Raw genomic sequence first — 17,621 nt, forward strand, 5'->3', positions numbered from 1 at the left:
AGTTTCGCATATCGAAGTTGACTTCGCATTGCGAATTCCATAACCAGCCGATCAGGGAGGGGTCGCCACAAAGAGCGGCGCGCGAGCGCGCGCACAGGGGAGAGAGACATGAAGATTTCGGGCATGGGCCGCGTCACCCGCAGCCTCCTCGGCAGCACCGCCATCGCCGCCGCCACCCTAGTCGCCGTGCCGCTGGCCGCGCAGGACGCGGCACCGGCCACGGACACCGTGGACAACCAGGGCATCGTCGTCACCGGCCTGCGTCGCTCGGAAACCCTGCAGGATACCCCCGCCGCCGTCACCGCCTTCGATTCGCAGGCGATCCAGAACGCCGGGATCGAGCGCCCGGCGGACTTCATCGCGCTCACCCCCAACGTGAACCTCGTCGAGACCCAGAACGCGGGCAACGCCTTCGTCATCATCCGCGGCATCACCCAGAACCGCAATTCCGAGCCCAGCGTCGCCGTGATCGTCGACGGGGTCCAGCAGGTGAACCCGGCGCAGTTCAACCAGGACCTGTTCGACATCGAGCAGATCGAAGTGCTGAAGGGCCCGCAGGGCGGCCTCTACGGGCGCAACGCCATCGGCGGGGCGATCATCATCCAGACCAAGAAGCCGACCGACGAGTTCTCCGGCAACATCACCGCGGGCGTGGACAACGGCTTCGGCTACTTCCTGCGCGGCGGGATCAGCGGGCCGCTCGCCGAGAACGTCAAGTTCCGCATCGCCGGTTCGTGGTACGACACCGAGGGCTTCATCCCCAACACCTTCCTCGGGGAGGATGCCGATCCGGTCGAGGATTTCTCGCTGCGCGGCAACCTCATCGTCGAGGCGACCGACCGGCTGACCTTCGACCTGCGCGCCAGCGTCAACCAGCTGCGCACGCAGGGCTTCTACTACAACATCGTCAATGACGTGAACACCATCGCCCCGGTCCGGGTGAACAACCCGGGGCGCAACGACCGCGACATCTACAACGTCGCGCTGAAGGTCGAATATGCCGGCGACAACGCGGTCCTGACCTCGATCTCGTCCTATGACACGCTTTCGGAAATCGTCACCGGCGACGCGTTCAACTTCCTGCCGATCCGGGAATCGCTGCTGTTCCAGTTCTTCGGCTTCGACATCAACCAGAGCCAGTATCTGAACGTGAAGGCGTTCAGCCAGGAAGTCCGCCTCGCCTCGCCCGAGGACGGGCGCGCCTTCAACTGGATGGTCGGCGGCTACCTGATCGACACCACCCGCTACATCTCGACCGGCAACCTGATCGACACCGGCAACGGGGTGACTGCGGTGTTCCGCAGCCCCTCGACCAATCCGCTGAACCCGCAGCTGACCTTCCTCGCCGACGGGCAGGAGAACTTCGCCTGGGCGCTGTTCGCCAATGCGGGCTACGAGTTCTCGCCGGAGTTCCGGGTCGACGCGAGCCTGCGCTACGACCGCGACCGGCGCGAGCAGACGACGCTGACCCCGCAGAACTTCCTGCCGGTGGTGCCGGGCGTGCCGACCGCGCGCAGCGGCGAGGTGCGCAATGTCGTGTTCGACGACTGGCAGCCGAAGATCACCCTGACCTGGGAGCCGAGCACCGACCTCACGCTCTACGGCGGCTATTCGCGCGGCTTCCGCTCGGGCGGGTTCAACCAGACGGGGGTGGGCGCCGAGGCGCGGCGCGCCGGGATCGTCGGGGTGGGCGACATCTTCCAGGCCGAAACCGCCGACACCTTCGAGCTGGGCGCCAAGGCGCAGCTCGGCCCGGTGCGGCTGGCGGGCGCGGCCTACACCACCAAGTCGAAGAACGGCTATTTCTTCGTGTTCCTCGCCGACAGCTCGACCCAGAACCTCGGCAACATTCCCGAGACCCGGATCAATGGCTTCGAGCTGGAAGCGACCGCGGAGGTCCTGCCCGATTTCGACATCAACGCCGCGATCGGCGTGACCGACAGCGAGATCAAGGAGTTCCCCGACGCATCCGTGATCGGCAACGAGGCGCCGCAGATCAGCCGCTACACGCTCAACCTCGGGGCGCAGTATGCCGGCGCAATCAGCGACAGCGTCGATGGCCTTCTGCGCGTCGATTACCGCCGCATCGGCAAGACCTGGTGGGAGCCGTTCAACACCACCGTGCGCGATCCGGTCGACATCGTCGACGCGCGCGCCGGGGTGACGCTGGCCAACGGGGTGTCGATCACCGCCTTCGCCCAGAACCTCTTCAACGAGATCTACAACGCCGAATTCTCCCCCGGCGGCTTCGTGTTCCGTGCCCGCCCGCGACGCTACGGGGTCGAAGTGGGCTTCAAATTCTGACTTGAGGAACGACTGACATGACCAAGGTGCTGGTGCTCTACTATTCGAGCTATGGCCATATCGAGGCGATGGCGGCTGCCGTCGCCGAAGGGGCGGCCAGCGTCCCCGGCACCGAGGTCGTCGTCAAGCGCGTTCCCGAACTGGTGCCGGAGGCAGTGGCGGCGGCTTCAGGAATGAAGACCGAACAGAGCGCTCCGATTGCGACCCCGGACGAGCTGGCGGATTACGACGCCATCGTCTTCGGCACACCCACCCGCTTCGGCAACATGGCCGCGCAGATGAGGAACTTCCTCGACCAGACCGGCGGGCTGTGGTTCACCAAGGCGCTGGTGGGCAAGGTCGGGAGCGTGTTCGTCTCGACCGCCAGCCAGCACGGCGGGCAGGAGACGACCATCACCTCCTTCCACACCACGCTGCTGCATCACGGCATGGTGATCGTCGGCCTGCCCTACACCTTCGAAGGCAATGCCGAGATGGGCGAGATCAGCGGCGGCACGCCCTATGGCGCCTCGACGCTGGCGGGCAACGACGGCAGCCGGATGCCCTCCGAAAACGAGCTTGCGGGTGCCCGCTTCCAGGGGGCACATGTCGCGCGGATCGCGGCGAAGCTGGCCGCGTGAATTGAACGGGGAGAAAGCACGATGACGAAGATCTTGGCCAACCGCCTCCACCACACCGCCTATGTCACCAAGGACCTCGAGGCGACCCGCGCCTTCTACGAGGACGTGCTCGGCTTCCCGCTGATGGCGACCTATTGCGAGAAGGACGAGCTGTTCGGCAAGGAGCGCACCTATTGCCACTGCTTCTTCGAGCTGGCCGACGGCAGCGCGCTCGCCTTCTTCCAGTTCGCCGATGCGGAGGACCAGGCCGAATTCGGGCCCGACATCCCTTCCAGCCCCTTCATCCACATCGCGCTGCAGGTCGATGCCGATGCGCAGGAGGAACTGGTGCGCCGCATCGCCGCCGCCGGGATCGTCGAGCCGCAGACCTATGTGCTCGAGCATGGCTACTGCAAGTCGGTCTATGTCACCGACCCCAACGGGATGATCCTCGAATTCACCCATGACGACCCGCGCGCCGCGCCGCTCGATGCCGAGCGCCGCGCCTCCGCCCATGCCGAACTCAAGCGCTGGCTGGCGGGCGATCACCACAACAACAACCCTTTCCGCGCCGCCGAAGCGGCCTGAGCGCAAGCGGGGTGCAGAAGCGACATGCTTGCCGCGCGCACCCCGCAGCCTGACGGCCCGTGGCATGGGCAGGTGGCCGTGGCAGGCGGCCATCTGCCCATCTGCATGGCAGGGGACGGCGCACCGCTGATCCTGCTCCACGGCTGGACCCTCGATCACCGCATGTGGGCGCCGCAGGTTGCGGGCCTCGCCACAGACTTCTTCCTCGTCATGCCTGACCGGCGCGGCTGCGGTGCCTCCACCGCGCCGAGCGATCTGGCGCGCGAGGCCGATGACATCATCGCCATCGCCGACTTCCTCGGGTTCGAACGCTTTGCGCTGGCCGGCCTGTCGCAGGGGGCGGTGGTGGCGCTCGACGTGGCACGCAAGTTCGCCTCGCGTCTGACCGGTCTGGTGGTCTCGGGCGCGCCGCTGCCGGCGCTGGTGGAACGGCAGGAGGTGATCGACCTCGACCGGTTCCGCGCACTCGCTGCCGCAGGTGATCTGGAGCGCCTGCGCGCCGAATGGTCGCGTCATCCGCTGATGGAGACCCACACCAGCGAGGCCCGGGCGCTGATGCTGGACATCCTCGCCGATTATGACGGCCGCGATCTGCTCTCGAACAGCCACGCCCCCGGCTTCCCGCGCGAGGCGGCGGCGCTGCTGGCGATGCCGGTGCTGGCGATGACCGGTGCACATGATACCCTGTGGCGGCGCGAATGCGCGCGCGTGCTCGCGACGCTGGCACCGCGCGGACGGCATCTGGAGATTCCTGCCGCCGGCCACCTCGCCAATGCCGATAATCCGGCCGCCTTCAACGCCGCCATCGCCGCCTTCCTCAAGCCAAAGGCCCCGAAATGACCCAGAAGCGTTTCCTCACCACCCATGTCGGCAGCCTGCCGCGTCCCGAGGCGCTGCTCGACCTCGTCTTCGCCCGCGAGGGCGGCGAGGTCGTGTCGGAGGAAGCCTTCGACGCCGCGGTCGAGGAAGCGACCGCCTACGTCATCAAGCGCCAGATCGAGGCTGGGGTGAGCATCGTCAACGACGGCGAGCAGTCCAAGCCCTCCTACGCCACCTATATCAAGCACCGCCTGTCGGGCTTTGGCGGCGAGGCGGGGCAGTATGAATTCGCCGATCTCGAAGCGTTCCCGGGCGCCAAGGCGCAGGTGTTCGGCAACAAGGGCCGCGCCAAGCGTTCCGCGCCCGCCTGCACCGCGCCCATCACCGTCATCGACATGGAGGCCCCGCGCATCGACGCCGAGCGCCTCAAGCGGCTGGCGAACGGCCACGCCACCTTCATGTCCGCCGCCTCGCCGGGTGTGACCGCGCTGTTCTTCCCCAACCAGTATTATGCCAGCGACGAGGAATATGTCTTCGCCCTCGCCGAGGGCCTGCGCCACGAATACGAGACCATCGCGGCTGCCGGCATCACCCTGCAGGTCGATTGCCCCGACCTTGCGATGGGCCGCCACGTGCAGTTCACCCATCTTTCCACCGAGGAATTCCGCAAGCGGATCGGCATGAACATCGCCGCGCTCAATCATGCGGTGCAGAACATCCCCGCCGAGCAGCTGCGGATGCACCTGTGCTGGGGCAACTATCCGGGGCCGCACCACTGCGATGTCGCGCTCGACGAGATCGCCGACATCGTCTGGAGCGCCAAGCCGCAGACCGTTCTTCTGGAAGGCGCGAACCCGCGCCATGCGCACGAATTCGCCTTCTTCGAGAAGCACCCCCTGCCCGAAGGCAAGATCCTGTGCCCCGGCATGGTCGAGCCGCAGTCGCCCTATATCGAGCACCCCGAACTCATCGCCCAGCGCATCGGCCGCTATGCCGATCTGCTGGGGGCCGAGCGCGTGATGGCGGGCGTCGATTGCGGCTTTTCGGTCCATGCGGGCAGCAATGCGCTCGATCCGGAGATCGTCTGGGCCAAGCTCGCCGCACTCGCGGAAGGGGCTGCGATCGCGAGCGAGAAGTATTTCTGACAAGCCGCGCTCCGCCCCCGGCTTGCCGGAGGCGGGGCGGCAGGGCTAACGTCGCGGGCGATGGACGCCACAACCCGCCCGATCCACGTGCAGGCCCTGAAGGTGCAGGGCGGCACCGTGAGCGAAATCGGCCCGCTCGATGTCGCCACCTTCGACGGCTCGGGCTTCGTCTGGCTCCATGTCGAGAACATCGGGCACGGGGAGAGCATGGACCTGCCGGGCTACGTCCCGCCGATGGCCGCCAATGCCCTCGTCGCCCACGAAACCCGCCCGCGCTGCGACGATGTGGATGACGGCGCGCTGATCAACCTGCGCGGCACGGGCCTCGACACGATGCAGGATTCGGACGGCCTTGTGTCGATCCGCGTCTGGGTGGAAGGTGCCCGCGTCACCTCGGTCAGCCGTCACCGCCTCGCCGCGCTCGCAAAGGTCGAGGCGGCGATGCGCGCCGGGCGGCTGACCGACGGGGGCGATTTCGTCGCCGCGCTGGCGCAGGCGATCTCGACCGAGCTCGATCCGCAGGTCGCCGACCTCGGCGACAGTCTCGACGATTGCGAGGGGATGCTCGACGGCGGGGACATCTATGCGCTCAGGCGCAAGATCGCCCATATCCGCTCGCAGGCGATCGTGCTGCGGCGCTTCGTCGCGCCGGACCGCGATGCGCTGGCGGCGATGGCGCAGCTCGAATTCGACTGGATCAGCAAGGACGACCGGATGCACCTGCGCGAGGCGGCCGACCGCTTCGCCCGCATGGCCGAGGAACTGGAGGCGGTGCGCGAGCGCGCGGCGCTGCTCCATGAACAGCTCACCGATCTGCGCGCCGAGAAGATCGACCAGCGCAGCCTCGCCATCGCGGTGACGGCTTTCATCTTCCTGCCGCTGACCTTCGTCACCGGCCTCCTGGGCATGAATGTCGAGGGCATCCCCTATGCCGCCGAGCCCTGGGCGTTCTGGGGGGTTGTGGTCTTCTGCCTCGTCATTGCGGCGGCGGTGATGGCGTGGTTCGCCTGGCGCCACTGGTTCGAAGACTGATCCACGCCGCGCCGCGCGGCTCTAGCGGACCCCCGCCACGCGCCGACCCGCCGCCCGCTTCAGCGCCGCGGCAAGCAGGTGCGGATCGACCGGCTTGGTGATCGTCTCCGCCGCCAGATCGGGCGCGATCTGCCCTTCGGGTTCGGCATAGCCGGTGCAGTAGACGAAGGGCACATCCAGCGCCTGCAGCGCCCGCGCGACCGGCGCATTGCTCCGCGACGCGAGATTGATGTCGAGGATCGCCAGATCGGGCGCCTGCTCGCGGATCAGCGCCATGCCGGCCTCCACCGAATGTGCCGGGCCGACGACGATGCAGCCGAGGTCCTCGACCAGATCCCTGAGCGTGAGCGCGATCAGCGCTTCGTCCTCGAGCACCAGCACGCGCAGCCCGGCGAGGTCGGTCTCGCCCGGCGCGCCTGGCCGGTCTTCCTCGCGTGCCCTTCCCGCCGGGGCGCGGCCGGAGCGATCCTCGACCACGTTGCCGGCTGCGGGGAAGGTGATGCGGCACCGCACCCCCTCCGGCGCCCATTCGATCGCGACCTGCCCGCCGAGCTGGTGCTCGATCGCGCCGCGCACCGCGGTGAAGCCGAAGCCCGGGTTGGCCGGCATCACCACCGCGGGGCCGCAGGCTTCCTGCCAGCCCAGTTCAAGACGTGCCTCGCCATCGCGATCCGTCAGCCGCCACACGACGCTCAACTGCCCGCCCTCGACCGACAGCGCCCCATAACGCGCAGCATTGATGGCAAGCTCGTGCAGCACCATCGCGAGCGCCTGCGAGGCATTGGGGGCGATCAGCAGCGATGGCCCCGCGATCCGGATCTGCTCCGTCCCGCGTCCGAACGGCGCCAGTTCCTCGCGCACCAGTGCGGAGATCTCGACGCCATCCCAGCGGTTGCTAGCCAGCAGGCTGTGGGCACGGCCAAGAGCCTGGATCCGCCCGGCCAGCACCGCCTTGAACCCCGTCACGTCCTCGACCCGCGTCAGGCGCACGATCGACTGCACGACGCCCAGCAGGTTCTTGGCCCGGTGATCGACCTCGTCGGCCAGGAAGCGCAGGCGCCGCTCGGCCCGGTGCCGTTCGGTCATGTCGAGGGAGATGCCGACGATCCCCTTCACCTGCCCGTCGGCATCGCGGAACGGGGTCTTGACCGAAAGCCAGTGGCTCATCCGCCCGTCGGGCAGGACGAGGTCCTCCTCGAGCTGTCTCGAGACGCCTTCGTCGAGCACCATCCGGTCATGCGCCATGATCGCGCGGGCCGACTCCTCGTTGCCCATGATCTCGACGTCGGTCCGGCCGATGAATTCCTCCGGCGGGCAGCCGACCGCTTCGGCCATGCCCCGGTTGCCGAGCAGGATGCGGCCTTCGGTGTCCTTGACATAGGCCGCGCCCGGGAGGCTGTCGAACAGGGTCCGCAGCAGGGTGTCGGCCCGGTCCCGCTCGCTCTCGATGGTGCGCATCGGGGTGGCATCGAAGTTGATGCCGAGCAGGCGTGCTGGCCGGCCTTTCGCGTCGCGGAACAGCTCCGCACGGCCCGCCATCCAGACGGTCGCACCGTCGTCGCGGTTGTAGCGGAACTCGAGATCGAGCCGGTCGCGCCCGTCCCTTGCGGCTTCGAAGGCAGCGATGGCACGCGGGCGATCGTCCGGGTGGATGCGGTCGAGCACGGCCTTCACGCTCGGCGTCTCGTCGCGGTCGAAGCCGGCCAGCTGGTAGAAGGAGGGCGACCACCACAGACCGCCGGTCTTGAGATCGAGATCCCAGATGCCGATCTTGCCGACCTCCTGCGACAGGCTGAGCCGCGCCTCGCTCTGGCGCAGGTTGCGGTAGGAGGTGCGCAGGAGATGCGCGACCGCGATCAGGGCGCCGTTGGAAAGCGCGAACAGGATCATGTTCACGAGGCCGGTCGGCGACAGCGAGAGGGGCCCCGTCGGCTCCAGCCAGAACAGCGTGACCGCAACCGCGGAAATGGCCAGCGACAAGAGCCCCGGTCCGAGCCCGCCCACCAGCGTGCAGGCCAGCACCACCGGGTAGAACAGGGCAAAGGGCACGATGCCTTCGCCCAGCACGTCGAGCGAGCGTCGCAGCACCACGGCCATGACCGTCAGTGCCAGAGCGAAGCCATAGATGAACCACCACGGCCTTCGGCTCAGGAAACCGGGCCTTTCGGCCACCCCGGTGTAATGCCGGGTGTCGTCCGCTGGCGTTTGGACGCCGACGCTCTTTGCACTCTCAACCAATTTTCGCCCTCGGCCGGATCCCGCATTCTTTGCGAATCGCCGCGTATCAAATGTAATGACGCTTCCGGCGGACCATGTCCTTTGAGATAAAGCCCGGGTGTTCTTTAATCCATGTTAGGTTTGATGACTAATCAACCATGATCTTTATCGCACCGCCTCCGGTTGGTTTTTGGGTTTATTGACCTACGTTCCTTTTCAGGACAGCGATTGCCGCTTGACGGGGTGAAATCTGTCTGGTGTGGACAGTTTCAGGCTCCCTGCATCCCGTCGACGGAGCCGGCGCGACACGCAGGTGCCGGCCCCGAGATGGACGCGAGGATCACCGCATGGAACACCATGTCATCGACTATGGCGAATACATGCCGCACGGCATGTGCCTGTTGTGGCAGCCCTGGCTGGTCCTGCTGTGGGCCGGTTCCGACCTGCTGATCTTCCTGTCCTACACCGCCATTCCGGTCGCGCTGTTCATGGTGCTGCGCCGGCGCGCAGAGGTGCCGCAGCCCGCGCTGGTGGTGCTGTTCGCCGCCTTCATCCTGCTGTGCGGCATCACCCATCTTTTCATGATCGTGACGCTGTGGGTGCCGATCTATCCCTTCGTGGGCTGGCTCAAGCTGGCCACGGGTCTCGTCTCCATCGCCACTGCGGTGATGCTGTTCCGGCTGATCCCCGACATCGTCCGGCTGCCCTCGCCGGCGGCGCTCGAGACGGTCAATCGCGGCCTCCACGAGGAGATCGCCGCGCACAAGGCGACGCTTGCCTCGCTCGACCTGCAGGTGCGCGAGCGCACCGCCGATCTCGAACGCGCGACGACCGCGCTCGCGGTGCAGGCGCGCGAGGCCGTGCATCGCAGCAGCAACCTGCTGTCGGTGGTGCACACACTGGCGATGCAATCGGCCAAGGGCAGCCGGAGCCTTGCCGATTTTCTCGATCCCTTCCTCGGCCGGGTGCGGGCGCTCGCCGATGCGACGCGATCGATGGGCGCGGACGGAGACGCGCGGGCGCGGCTTTCGGCGGTGGTGGAGGCGGCGCTGGCGGTGCCGCGTGCAACCTATGGCGACCGCATCGCCTATTCCGGACCGCCGATCGAGATCGGCCAGATCGCCGCCCAGCAATTGAGCCTTGCGCTGCACGAGCTCGCCACCAACACCCACAAGTACGGGCTCGGCGTCTCGGACGGGCTGCGGGTGAGTGTCACATGGTCGACCGCCGGCGAGGATTTCACGCTGCTCTGGCGCGAGCAAGGCGGCGCGGCGGCATCGCCTGCCGCGGCGGCGGAGCAGCCGGTCGAAGGCTTCGGCAGCACGTTGCTCATGAGCATCGTCCCGGCAACGCTGCGGGGCAGAGCCGAGCGCAGCTTCGACGCGGACGGGATGACCTACAGGCTGGTCGCGCCGCTGGCCGCGATCCGCGACCGGCTGTCCCCCGACGAGGAGGCGGACCTCGCCAGCCGGATCATCGCGGCCAGCTTCAGCAACGAATAGGTTCGACCGCAAGGGCGACGAACGAGGGAACTTTTGCATGTCGGAGAGCAGGCTTTCGGGCCGCCACATCCTCATCGTCGAGGACAATTTCTACCAGGCCGAGGACAGCCGCGACAGCCTTGCCCGGGCCGGGGCGGTGATCGCCGCCTGCCGGGGCACGCCGCCCGATCTCGACGCGCTGCTGGCCGAAACGCAGGTCGATATCGCGCTGCTGGACATCCACCTCGGGCCGGTGCGCTCGTTCGATCTCGCGCGGGCGCTGCGGGCGCGCGCGATCCCGGTCATCTTCCTGACCGGCTACGACGCGGGCGTCGTGCCAGCCGATCTGGCCGATATTCCCCTGATCGCCAAGCCCGCCGACACCGCAGCCCTGGTCGACACTCTCGCGCGGCGGCTGGACGCCGGGGACGGGCCCCGCGGCACATAGCCCCGCGCCGCCCCGCTTGCCGGTCCCCGCGAAGGGGTGTTGACCAGCGCCGCCCCCTCGTGGCAAGGGGCTCGCGCATCAGGCAGCCGGGCCACAGGCCCCGCCATCGCGATGCGGGTGTAGCTCAATGGTAGAGCAGAAGCTTCCCAAGCTTACGACGAGGGTTCGATTCCCTTCACCCGCTCCAGCCCTCGCTTCCCGAACAGCCCCAGAAGGTCGATAAATCTTTCGAGTCGAGGGATTTGATCCCTCGGTCGTCCGTGAACGACGCCTTTTGCAGGCGTGGCGATCAGAACTGCCAAGCCACGGGCGAGCCTTACAGGATGGGTGACGCCTTCGGTCTGTTAGCCTTCCGGCGGAAGGCTCCGGCGTTTCGCGTACCGGTTGGACGGCCGCGAGAAAGGCTTCGCACCGATAAGCGGAAGCGTGATGGCCGGAATGCTTGGGCCGCCAGCACCGCTGCCTGCAGCGGGTACCTGATTTCGCTTATGAAGGTGCCGTTCCCGCAAGCGACCAGCGGCAAGAAAATCATTGATCATGCTGCCCCACCGTAATGGTCAGCGATGTCAGTCCCTGGACAGCAACGACAATCACGTCACCAGGCACGACGGCACCGACGCCGGCGGGTGTGCCGGTGTAGATCAGGTCCCCCGCTTCCAGCCGGTAGAGGCCGGAGAGAAACGCGATCAGGCGATCGACAGGGGTGATCATCTGCGACAGGTCGCCGCGCTGTCTCTCGACGCCGTTCACCGTCAGCGTGAGCGCCCCCTTGGTGGCATCGCCCAGTGCGGATGCGGGGTGGATCAGGCCGAGGGGCGAGGACTGCTCGACGTTCTTGCCGGCGTCCCATGGCCGCTGCTTGGCGCGCGCTTCCGACTGAAGGTCGCGGCGCGTCATGTCCAGTCCGGCGGCATAGCCCCAGACGTGATCGAGCGCCCGTTCGCGCGGGATGTTGCGCCCGGGCCGGTGGATCGCGACGACCAACTCGGCCTCGTAGTGGAAGTTCGATGTGCCCTGCGGATAGGCAATCGTCGCACCGTCGCCGACCACGGTTTCGGCCCACTTGGTGAAGAAGAACGGCGCTTCGGGATCCGCCTTGTCGCCCATCTCGCGGGCATGTTCCTCGTAGTTGCGGCCGATGCAGAAGATGCGCCGCACCGGGAAGAAACGGCCATCGCTTGTGGGGGCCAGCACGGGCGGCTGGGGGTCGAACAACAGGGTCAAAGATTGCGCTCCCGGTAGAGTTCCAGCTTCTCCTGCGAAGCCTTGTCGGAATAGGCGAACAGGACGAGCTCGCGCGACGAGCGCAGGACCAGCCGTGTCCACGAGGGAACGACCACCACGTCACGCTCGTGCAGCGGCACGACCTCGCCGTTCAGTTCTGCCTCACCTTCGCCCTCGACGACAACGAAAACCGTTCCGTCCGTGCTCTGGCGCGGGCGGGTCTCGAAGCCCGCGGGCAACAGCCTGACATGGGCGGACATCGTCGCGAGCACCTGCCCGCCGTCGGCCGGGTTCAGGAACTCCAGCGCATGGCCGAGGTGCGGGTCGATCTCCGCGGAACGGGCCATGGCGGCGAGGGCAGGGCGCCAGTCGGCAAAGCGGTAATGGAACAGCGGACGCCCGGTCGGCCTTCGGTCGGCAACATGGCCGCGCATCGGGCGCAGGTTGCGGCCGTAGCGCGCCAGCGTGTCGCCGGGCGGAGCGGTCACCGGATGGGTCGGCTGGTCGAGCCTCTCCGAGAACTGAGCATCGAACAGCCGCACGGTCGGAATGTCGAGCCCGTCGAGCCAGATCATCGGCTGGGCGGTCTCGTTGCCATGGTCGTGCCATTGCCCGGCCGGCGTGAGCACCAGATCGAAGGGCTCCATCACCGCCTTCTCGCCGTCGAGAGCGGTGTAGGCGCCGCTCCCCTCCATCACGAAGCGCAGGGCGTTCTGCGTATGGCGATGGCACGGCGCCACCTCGCCCGGCAGGACCAGTTGCAGGCCGGCATAGAGGCTCGGCGTGATCGCCGCCTGGCCCGGCAGCCCGGGGTTTTCCATGATCAGCACCCGCCGCTCTGCCTGTTCGGCGGAGATCAGGTCGCCGGCACGCATCAGGTATTCGCGCGCCGGGCCATAGCTCCAGCGCCACGGCCGGGCCGGCGAACAAGGCTCAGGCAGGACCAGAGCATGCGGCTGTTCCCACAGCGTCAGCAGACTGTGGGGCGTTCATCTATCTCATTCGCTTGCCCCACGCGGCGAATTGCACGCCCCTTGAAGCCGGCGATGCGGCCGGGCACGCGGCCCGGCCGGCAGGGGGCGGGCCGGTCAGGTCGCCGGGGTGAGGATCAGGACCTTGTCGCCGTCGGCATCGGCGGAGAGTCTCTCGTAGAGGTCCTTGCCCGCCGCGCAGAAGCCGTCCGGGTCGGCGGCGTGTTGCGCCAGCGCCCCGGCAAGCATCGTGTGGTAGTGCCGCAGGATCTGGTTGACCACAGGCTGGGCCTTGTCCTTCTCGAGACCTTCGAGAGCGGGGGCGAGGCTGCCGAGCATGACCGCCACCTGCCGCTTCTTGTCGACCGAATAGTCGACACAGCTCGCGCCGACCGCCTCCTGCTTGGCGACCAGCACCATGCGCAGGAACAGTGGGCCGAGCTTAGCCTCGTCGGTGATGACCGGCTTGAGGTCCTCGAGCACGTGCCCGTTGACGGCGACAGCGATGCGGGTCGAGAGCGTGGTCTCGGCGCGGCTGATCTTCTTGCCGGCGGGTGCGGGGGCATCGGCCGGCTGGGCGATGGCGGGACAGGCGAGCCCCAGCGCCACCAGCGCCGGGATCAGGGTAAGCTTGCGATGCATGATGAGCGATCCTTGAAATGGCGTTTCGTGGCGGGCGGTCACACTTTCTTGAAGTCGGTCCGGCCGGAGCTGTAGGTGTATTCGCAGCGCCAGCGCTCGTAGTTCACCGTGGCCGGGCTGCGGCGCGCCTGGAGATAGACCCGCGCGCGCTTGGAATCGTGTGGCTGGCTCGATTCCACGTTGATGTTCCTGAGGCCGCGATCCTCGGCGCGGTCGACGCAGACCCGGCGCGCACGGTCGAGATCGCCGTTGCCCCAGCTACCGCCAGAGCCGCCCCAGCCGCCGCCGCCAGAGCCGCCCCAACTGCCGCCCGAACCGCCCCAGCCCGAACCCGAACCGAAGATCCGCTGCGTCCAGCTGTAGGAATAGTGCCCGCGTTCGTAGCAGGTGCGCTGGCGCGGGAAGCATTCGACATAACGCGCGGGGCTGAAGGGATCGCCGTAGCGGTCGCCGTCCCACTGGTTCTTGTCCTTGTCCTTGCCCGAGGTCGCGATTGCGATGCCGATCCCGAGCGCGGCGATCCCGGCGACGATCGCGGCGGTGTTGTCCTTCTTGTCCTCGTCGTTGCGCTTCTCGTCCTGGGCGATGGCGGGCAGCGGCGTGAGGGCGCTGGCGAGCAGTGCGAGCGTGCCGGCGGTGATTGCGGTCCGTTTCATGATCCGTCCTTGCGCAATGGATGACAACGCCCCGCAACCGGGACGCAGGGCCAGCGATGTCAGACGATGCACGCGGATAGAGCGCCGGCCGCAATGCGCGGCCCGTTCCGGTGCGAGATCCCCAATCCCCTGCCCCGGCGCAAGATTAACAAATGTTGGCTATTCTGCCAGTCATAATCTTGCGCCGGAGCTTGCGGATGTCACTCGCTTATGCGGCGCGGCTTGCCTATCGCGGCGGCGCGGATGTCGGCGCGGTGGAAGGGCAGGCGGTGCCAGCGCTTCTCCGCATAGGCGCGGGTCTGGTCGTAAGCGTGGGGCGAGGCCGGGTCGGTCGATTGCGAATAGCTGAGGATCGCGTCCGCCACCGGGCCCTTGGCGTCGAAACCGACGATCTGGATGTAGCTCGTCCCGTGGCGCGGGATCAGTTTGCCGTTCGCGGCGCGGTCGGCTTCCTGCATGTTGAGGACGCCGAGCCAACCCGATCCGCCGTGGATCGGGATCGCATCATTGCCCGCCATCACCAGCTGTTCGTCACCCCAGCGCGAATCCAGCGCCAGGCCCTGTTCCTCCATCGTCGTGACGACCGAGGCGAGGGCGGCAAGCAGGTTGGCGCCGCTTTCGCCTTCGGTCGCAAGGTCGCGCGGCGTATTGACCGGATCGGCCGGATCGAAGGGCACCGCCCACAGGCCCTTGATCGAGCCGATCTTCGGCCAGAGTGTGCGGAACAGGCGCGCGCCGCGGCTGTCGGCATCGAAGCGGCGGTCCCACTTGGCGAGCGCCGCGCAGCCGCGCGCGGCGGCACCCTCGGCGGCGGGGCAGAGCGTCAGCAGTTCGGGGACGACCAGATCGGCCGCAAGGCTGGCATTGCCGAAGGCGAGCGCCTGCGCGCGGGCGTGATCGACCTTGCCCGAGTCCAGAATCGCTGCGGTCTCGATGAAGTTCGACCGCGTCCGCAGGCTGCGCGCGGTCGCGTATTGGCCGAGGATCGGCGACAGCTCGCGGTGCGGGATCGCGGGGTTGCTGATCCAGTAGCTGTCGTTGGAATTGGTGAGCCAGGTCTTCACGGTCGTCGCGGCCTGATCGCCTGCGGGCATCAGGCCGGGGGCGGGGGTGCCGGGGGCGGCGTCCCAGTCGCAGGACGACTTGCTGCCGTCGAGCAGGATCGCGAGTTCCGCGAAAAGGCCCGAGATCGGCGTCGCGCAGGCCTTGGCCTTGGCGGCGGAGACGTTGGGCACGGCGGTGACATCGGCATGGAGCGCGTCGCCGTGGCGGTCGGCCGCGATGGTGTTGACCCACGGAATGCCGAGCGTCTCGCTGACCGCGGCGCGCACCTCGCCCACGTTCTTCGCCTCGCCGATGCGCAGCCAGGTCTCGATCCCGCGCTGGTTGCCGCGGTTGGCATCCTTGAGTGCGAAGGCGCTCTGCGCGGTCCAGCCAATGCCGCGCGCGGGGATGACGAAGACCGGGCCGAAGCGGGTCGAATACAAGGTGCGGGTCACGGCGGGCGTGCCTTCGGGCATGGGCACGGTGACGGTTTGCGCCGTCATCGCCTCGCTCTTGCCGTCGACCATGTAGCGGGTCGGATCGGCGGGATCGAGCGCCAGCTGGTAGAGCGTGAAGTGCCGCGCCTCGGTGACGGTATGCGTCCAGGCGACATCCCTGTTGAAGCCGAGCGTCGGCATCGGCGTGCCCGCGAGGCCCACGCCCATCACCTCGTAGCCCTTGGGGCCCTTGACGTGCATCTGCCAGAAGCGGTTGGGGCCCTTCCACGGGAAGTGCGGGTTGCCGATCACCATGCCGCGCCCGTTGGCGGTGACATCGCCGCCGAAGGCCCAGCCGTTGCTGCCCATGCCGAGCTCCTTCGGGTCGGGCATATGGATCGCGACCTTCGGCGCGGGGCTGCCCGGCGGGACGGCATTGGCGATCGCGGGCGCGAGGTTCAGCGAGCTGGCGAGCAGCATCTGCTTCTCGTTGAGGCGCAGCATGTCGTCGTCGGTGATGGGCCGCACCCAGGCCTTGCCGCGGCATGCGGCGGGGATGCCGTCGGCGCCCGCGTTCTTGAGGAAGCGGTTGTAGCCCGCGACATAGCCCGCCATCAGGTCGCGGGCGCGGGGGGAGAGCGACTTCGCGCCCTCGCGCAGGGCGGGCAGGTCGATCACCGCGCGGAAGAACACGTCGGAGGAGAGGTTGTCGACCTCCTCGAAACCGAGCACCGCCTTGGCCTCTGGGCCGAAATGCTTCGAGCGTTCGCCCGCGACGGTGGCGAATTCCTCGGCCAGCAGGCACAGATTGTCCTCGGCGTAGGCATAGGCGACCCCGAAGCCCACGCCGCGCCAGTCGCGCGCCTCGATATGGGGGATGCCGTAGGTGGTGCGGGTGATGGTCGCGGACGTACGCCCGGCCGCCTCGGCCGCCCCAGCCTGGGCCACGAACACCACAGCGGCGGCAGCCGCTGCTCCGACGAAATTGCGCATCATTGTCTCTCTCCCGCCGCCCTATGAGAGGGGCGGGGCGGAAACTATCGGCAGCCTGCGCAAAAGAAAAGGGCGCCCCGCCGGTCTGTCCGGCGGGGCGCCCCCTCCTGCGTCACGATCCGCTCAGAACGAGGCGGTGATCGAGAACACCACGGTCGCATCCGAGATCGAATTGCCCGCGAGCGTGGCGAAGTTCGGGCGGATGCGGTTCGCTTCGGCTTCGGAGATGTCGGTGTCGACATAGGCGACCGACAAGGTCAGGCCCGAGATCGGCACGATGTCCGCGCCGATCAGCCAGTCGAAATAGGTGCCCGTGGGCGCGATGCTGGTGCCGTTGGGGCCGAGGCCGGGGTTGCCGTCGGAATAGCCGAGGTGCGCCTTGAGCGTGATCGGCGCGCCATCCACGGCATAGGCCGCATCGCCCGCGAGGTAGAGGTTGTCCTCCTTGTCGCCGGGATTGAAGCCGCCGCCCACCGGGAAGACATTCCCGAGCGCCTCCTGCGAGGGCGCATAGGCGACGGTCCCGGTCAGCGAGACCGGGCCGACCGCGCCCGAAAGCCTTGCGTAGAGCTCGGCGAAATCGGTGGTGTCGGCGCCGCTCGGATACATGAACCACGTCACGCCGGTATCGAGCGTGCCTTCGCCGACCGGGAACTTGAACCCGGCAATCAGGTCGAGCTCCATGTTGGCCCCGCCGAAGGTGCCCCAGCCCGCAAGGTTCGATCCCCAGGCGCCGACATAGAAGCCGCTTTCGTGGCTGATCGTGATGCCGCCCTGCACCGCCATTCCCTCGTCGCTCTGCGATACGCCGCGGAAGCGGTAGTCGCTGGTCAGCGTCGCGGCGCCCGAGATGGTGATGGCCGGGGTGTCGTCTTCCTGGCCCATGGTCCGCGCCGGATCGAGCGGGGCGATCGCGGGCAGGGCGAGGGACGCGCCCTCGGCTCCGGTGATGACGATGGCGGTGTCTGCTTCGGCTCCGGTGCCGGCCGCGGGGCTGGTGATGGTTTCCTGCGACTCCGCG

General features: G+C 67.8%; 15 protein-coding genes and 1 tRNA gene. 9 read left to right on the forward strand and 7 right to left on the reverse strand.

The genetic code is table 11. From position 1 onward, the window contains the following. The first annotated feature begins 108 nt into the window (after positions 1-108). The 6 genes from CBR61_RS05010 to CBR61_RS05035 are packed head-to-tail and all read left to right on the forward strand — an operon-like array spanning position 109 to position 6,487. Positions 109-2,304, forward strand: coding sequence for a TonB-dependent receptor (locus tag CBR61_RS05010; RefSeq protein ID WP_233996867.1), 2,196 nt, complete (start codon positions 109-111; stop codon positions 2,302-2,304). A 17-nt stretch (positions 2,305-2,321) separates the two neighbouring features. After that, positions 2,322-2,924 (forward strand): NAD(P)H:quinone oxidoreductase, encoded by a 603-nt coding sequence (gene wrbA, locus CBR61_RS05015; RefSeq protein WP_088913369.1) that lies wholly within the window; start codon positions 2,322-2,324, stop codon positions 2,922-2,924. Positions 2,925-2,945: 21 nt separating this feature from the next. Then, positions 2,946-3,491: a VOC family protein gene (locus CBR61_RS05020; protein WP_088913370.1), complete on the forward strand. Its 546-nt coding sequence runs from the start codon at positions 2,946-2,948 to the stop codon at positions 3,489-3,491. 24 nt (positions 3,492-3,515) lie between these two features. Further along, positions 3,516-4,331 carry an alpha/beta fold hydrolase gene (locus tag CBR61_RS05025; protein WP_088913371.1) on the forward strand — a complete coding sequence of 272 codons (816 nt, stop codon included), beginning with the start codon at positions 3,516-3,518 and terminating at the stop codon, positions 4,329-4,331. Next, positions 4,328-5,455 (forward strand): cobalamin-independent methionine synthase II family protein, encoded by a 1,128-nt coding sequence (locus tag CBR61_RS05030; RefSeq protein ID WP_088913372.1) that lies wholly within the window; start codon positions 4,328-4,330, stop codon positions 5,453-5,455. Before CBR61_RS05025 ends, CBR61_RS05030 begins: the two co-directional genes overlap by 4 nt. 60 nt (positions 5,456-5,515) lie before the next feature. Continuing rightward, positions 5,516-6,487: a zinc transporter ZntB gene (locus CBR61_RS05035; protein WP_172835920.1), complete on the forward strand. Its 972-nt coding sequence runs from the start codon at positions 5,516-5,518 to the stop codon at positions 6,485-6,487. A gap of 21 nt (positions 6,488-6,508) precedes the next feature. Here the strand turns inward: CBR61_RS05035 and CBR61_RS05040 are convergent, their stop codons facing one another. Continuing rightward, positions 6,509-8,725, reverse strand: a complete 2,217-nt coding sequence (locus tag CBR61_RS05040; RefSeq protein WP_157696504.1) for a PAS domain-containing protein — start codon at positions 8,723-8,725, stop codon at positions 6,509-6,511. A 326-nt stretch (positions 8,726-9,051) separates the two neighbouring features. Between CBR61_RS05040 and CBR61_RS05045 the strand changes: the two genes are divergently transcribed. The 3 genes from CBR61_RS05045 to CBR61_RS05055 all read left to right on the forward strand — a co-directional run bounded on the left by CBR61_RS05045 (position 9,052) and on the right by CBR61_RS05055 (position 10,820). Beyond that, positions 9,052-10,206 (forward strand): HWE histidine kinase domain-containing protein, encoded by a 1,155-nt coding sequence (locus tag CBR61_RS05045; protein WP_088913374.1) that lies wholly within the window; start codon positions 9,052-9,054, stop codon positions 10,204-10,206. 37 nt (positions 10,207-10,243) lie between these two features. Continuing rightward, a complete protein-coding gene (locus CBR61_RS05050; protein ID WP_088913375.1) occupies positions 10,244-10,633 on the forward strand; it encodes a response regulator in 390 nt (129 codons plus the stop codon). A 113-nt stretch (positions 10,634-10,746) separates the two neighbouring features. Beyond that, a tRNA-Gly gene (locus CBR61_RS05055) sits at positions 10,747-10,820 on the forward strand. 341 nt (positions 10,821-11,161) lie between these two features. On the opposite strand, the gene CBR61_RS05060 is transcribed toward CBR61_RS05055, so the two are convergent. From CBR61_RS05060 to CBR61_RS05085, 6 genes are all read right to left on the reverse strand, one after another. Continuing rightward, positions 11,162-11,857 (reverse strand): fumarylacetoacetate hydrolase family protein, encoded by a 696-nt coding sequence (locus CBR61_RS05060; RefSeq protein ID WP_088913376.1) that lies wholly within the window; start codon positions 11,855-11,857, stop codon positions 11,162-11,164. Further along, the gene (gtdA, locus tag CBR61_RS05065) at positions 11,854-12,834 is read right to left on the reverse strand and encodes a gentisate 1,2-dioxygenase (RefSeq protein ID WP_088913377.1); all 981 of its coding nucleotides are present in this window, start codon (positions 12,832-12,834) and stop codon (positions 11,854-11,856) included. Before gtdA ends, CBR61_RS05060 begins: the two co-directional genes overlap by 4 nt. A gap of 111 nt (positions 12,835-12,945) precedes the next feature. Continuing rightward, entirely contained in the window at positions 12,946-13,470 is a 525-nt protein-coding gene (locus tag CBR61_RS05070; RefSeq protein WP_088913378.1) for a hypothetical protein, read from the reverse strand. A gap of 38 nt (positions 13,471-13,508) precedes the next feature. Further along, a complete protein-coding gene (locus CBR61_RS17040) occupies positions 13,509-14,126 on the reverse strand; it encodes a hypothetical protein (RefSeq protein WP_088913379.1) in 618 nt (205 codons plus the stop codon). A gap of 200 nt (positions 14,127-14,326) precedes the next feature. After that, entirely contained in the window at positions 14,327-16,603 is a 2,277-nt protein-coding gene (locus CBR61_RS05080; RefSeq protein WP_088913380.1) for a penicillin acylase family protein, read from the reverse strand. A 120-nt stretch (positions 16,604-16,723) separates the two neighbouring features. After that, positions 16,724-17,485, reverse strand: coding sequence for a TorF family putative porin (locus tag CBR61_RS05085; protein WP_233996936.1), 762 nt, complete (start codon positions 17,483-17,485; stop codon positions 16,724-16,726). Positions 17,486-17,621 lie beyond the last annotated feature (136 nt).

It is taken from the genome of Porphyrobacter sp. CACIAM 03H1 (assembly GCF_002215495.1).
Classification (GTDB): domain Bacteria; phylum Pseudomonadota; class Alphaproteobacteria; order Sphingomonadales; family Sphingomonadaceae; genus Erythrobacter.

Excerpts from the sequence above, each read along its gene's own strand:
- CBR61_RS05010 (WP_233996867.1), top strand. The coding sequence starts at position 109 with ATGAAGATTTCGGGCATGGGCCGCGTCACCCGCAGCCTCCTCGGCAGC.
- wrbA (WP_088913369.1), top strand. The coding sequence starts at position 2,322 with ATGACCAAGGTGCTGGTGCTCTACTATTCGAGCTATGGCCATATCGAG.
- CBR61_RS05020 (WP_088913370.1), top strand. The coding sequence starts at position 2,946 with ATGACGAAGATCTTGGCCAACCGCCTCCACCACACCGCCTATGTCACC.
- CBR61_RS05025 (WP_088913371.1), top strand. The coding sequence starts at position 3,516 with ATGCTTGCCGCGCGCACCCCGCAGCCTGACGGCCCGTGGCATGGGCAG.
- CBR61_RS05030 (WP_088913372.1), top strand. The coding sequence starts at position 4,328 with ATGACCCAGAAGCGTTTCCTCACCACCCATGTCGGCAGCCTGCCGCGT.
- CBR61_RS05035 (WP_172835920.1), top strand. The coding sequence starts at position 5,516 with ATGGACGCCACAACCCGCCCGATCCACGTGCAGGCCCTGAAGGTGCAG.
- CBR61_RS05045 (WP_088913374.1), top strand. The coding sequence starts at position 9,052 with ATGGAACACCATGTCATCGACTATGGCGAATACATGCCGCACGGCATG.
- CBR61_RS05050 (WP_088913375.1), top strand. The coding sequence starts at position 10,244 with ATGTCGGAGAGCAGGCTTTCGGGCCGCCACATCCTCATCGTCGAGGAC.
- CBR61_RS05070 (WP_088913378.1), bottom strand. The coding sequence starts at position 13,470 with ATGCATCGCAAGCTTACCCTGATCCCGGCGCTGGTGGCGCTGGGGCTC.
- CBR61_RS17040 (WP_088913379.1), bottom strand. The coding sequence starts at position 14,126 with ATGAAACGGACCGCAATCACCGCCGGCACGCTCGCACTGCTCGCCAGC.
- CBR61_RS05080 (WP_088913380.1), bottom strand. The coding sequence starts at position 16,603 with ATGATGCGCAATTTCGTCGGAGCAGCGGCTGCCGCCGCTGTGGTGTTC.
- CBR61_RS05085 (WP_233996936.1), bottom strand. The coding sequence starts at position 17,485 with ATGGGCCAGGAAGACGACACCCCGGCCATCACCATCTCGGGCGCCGCG.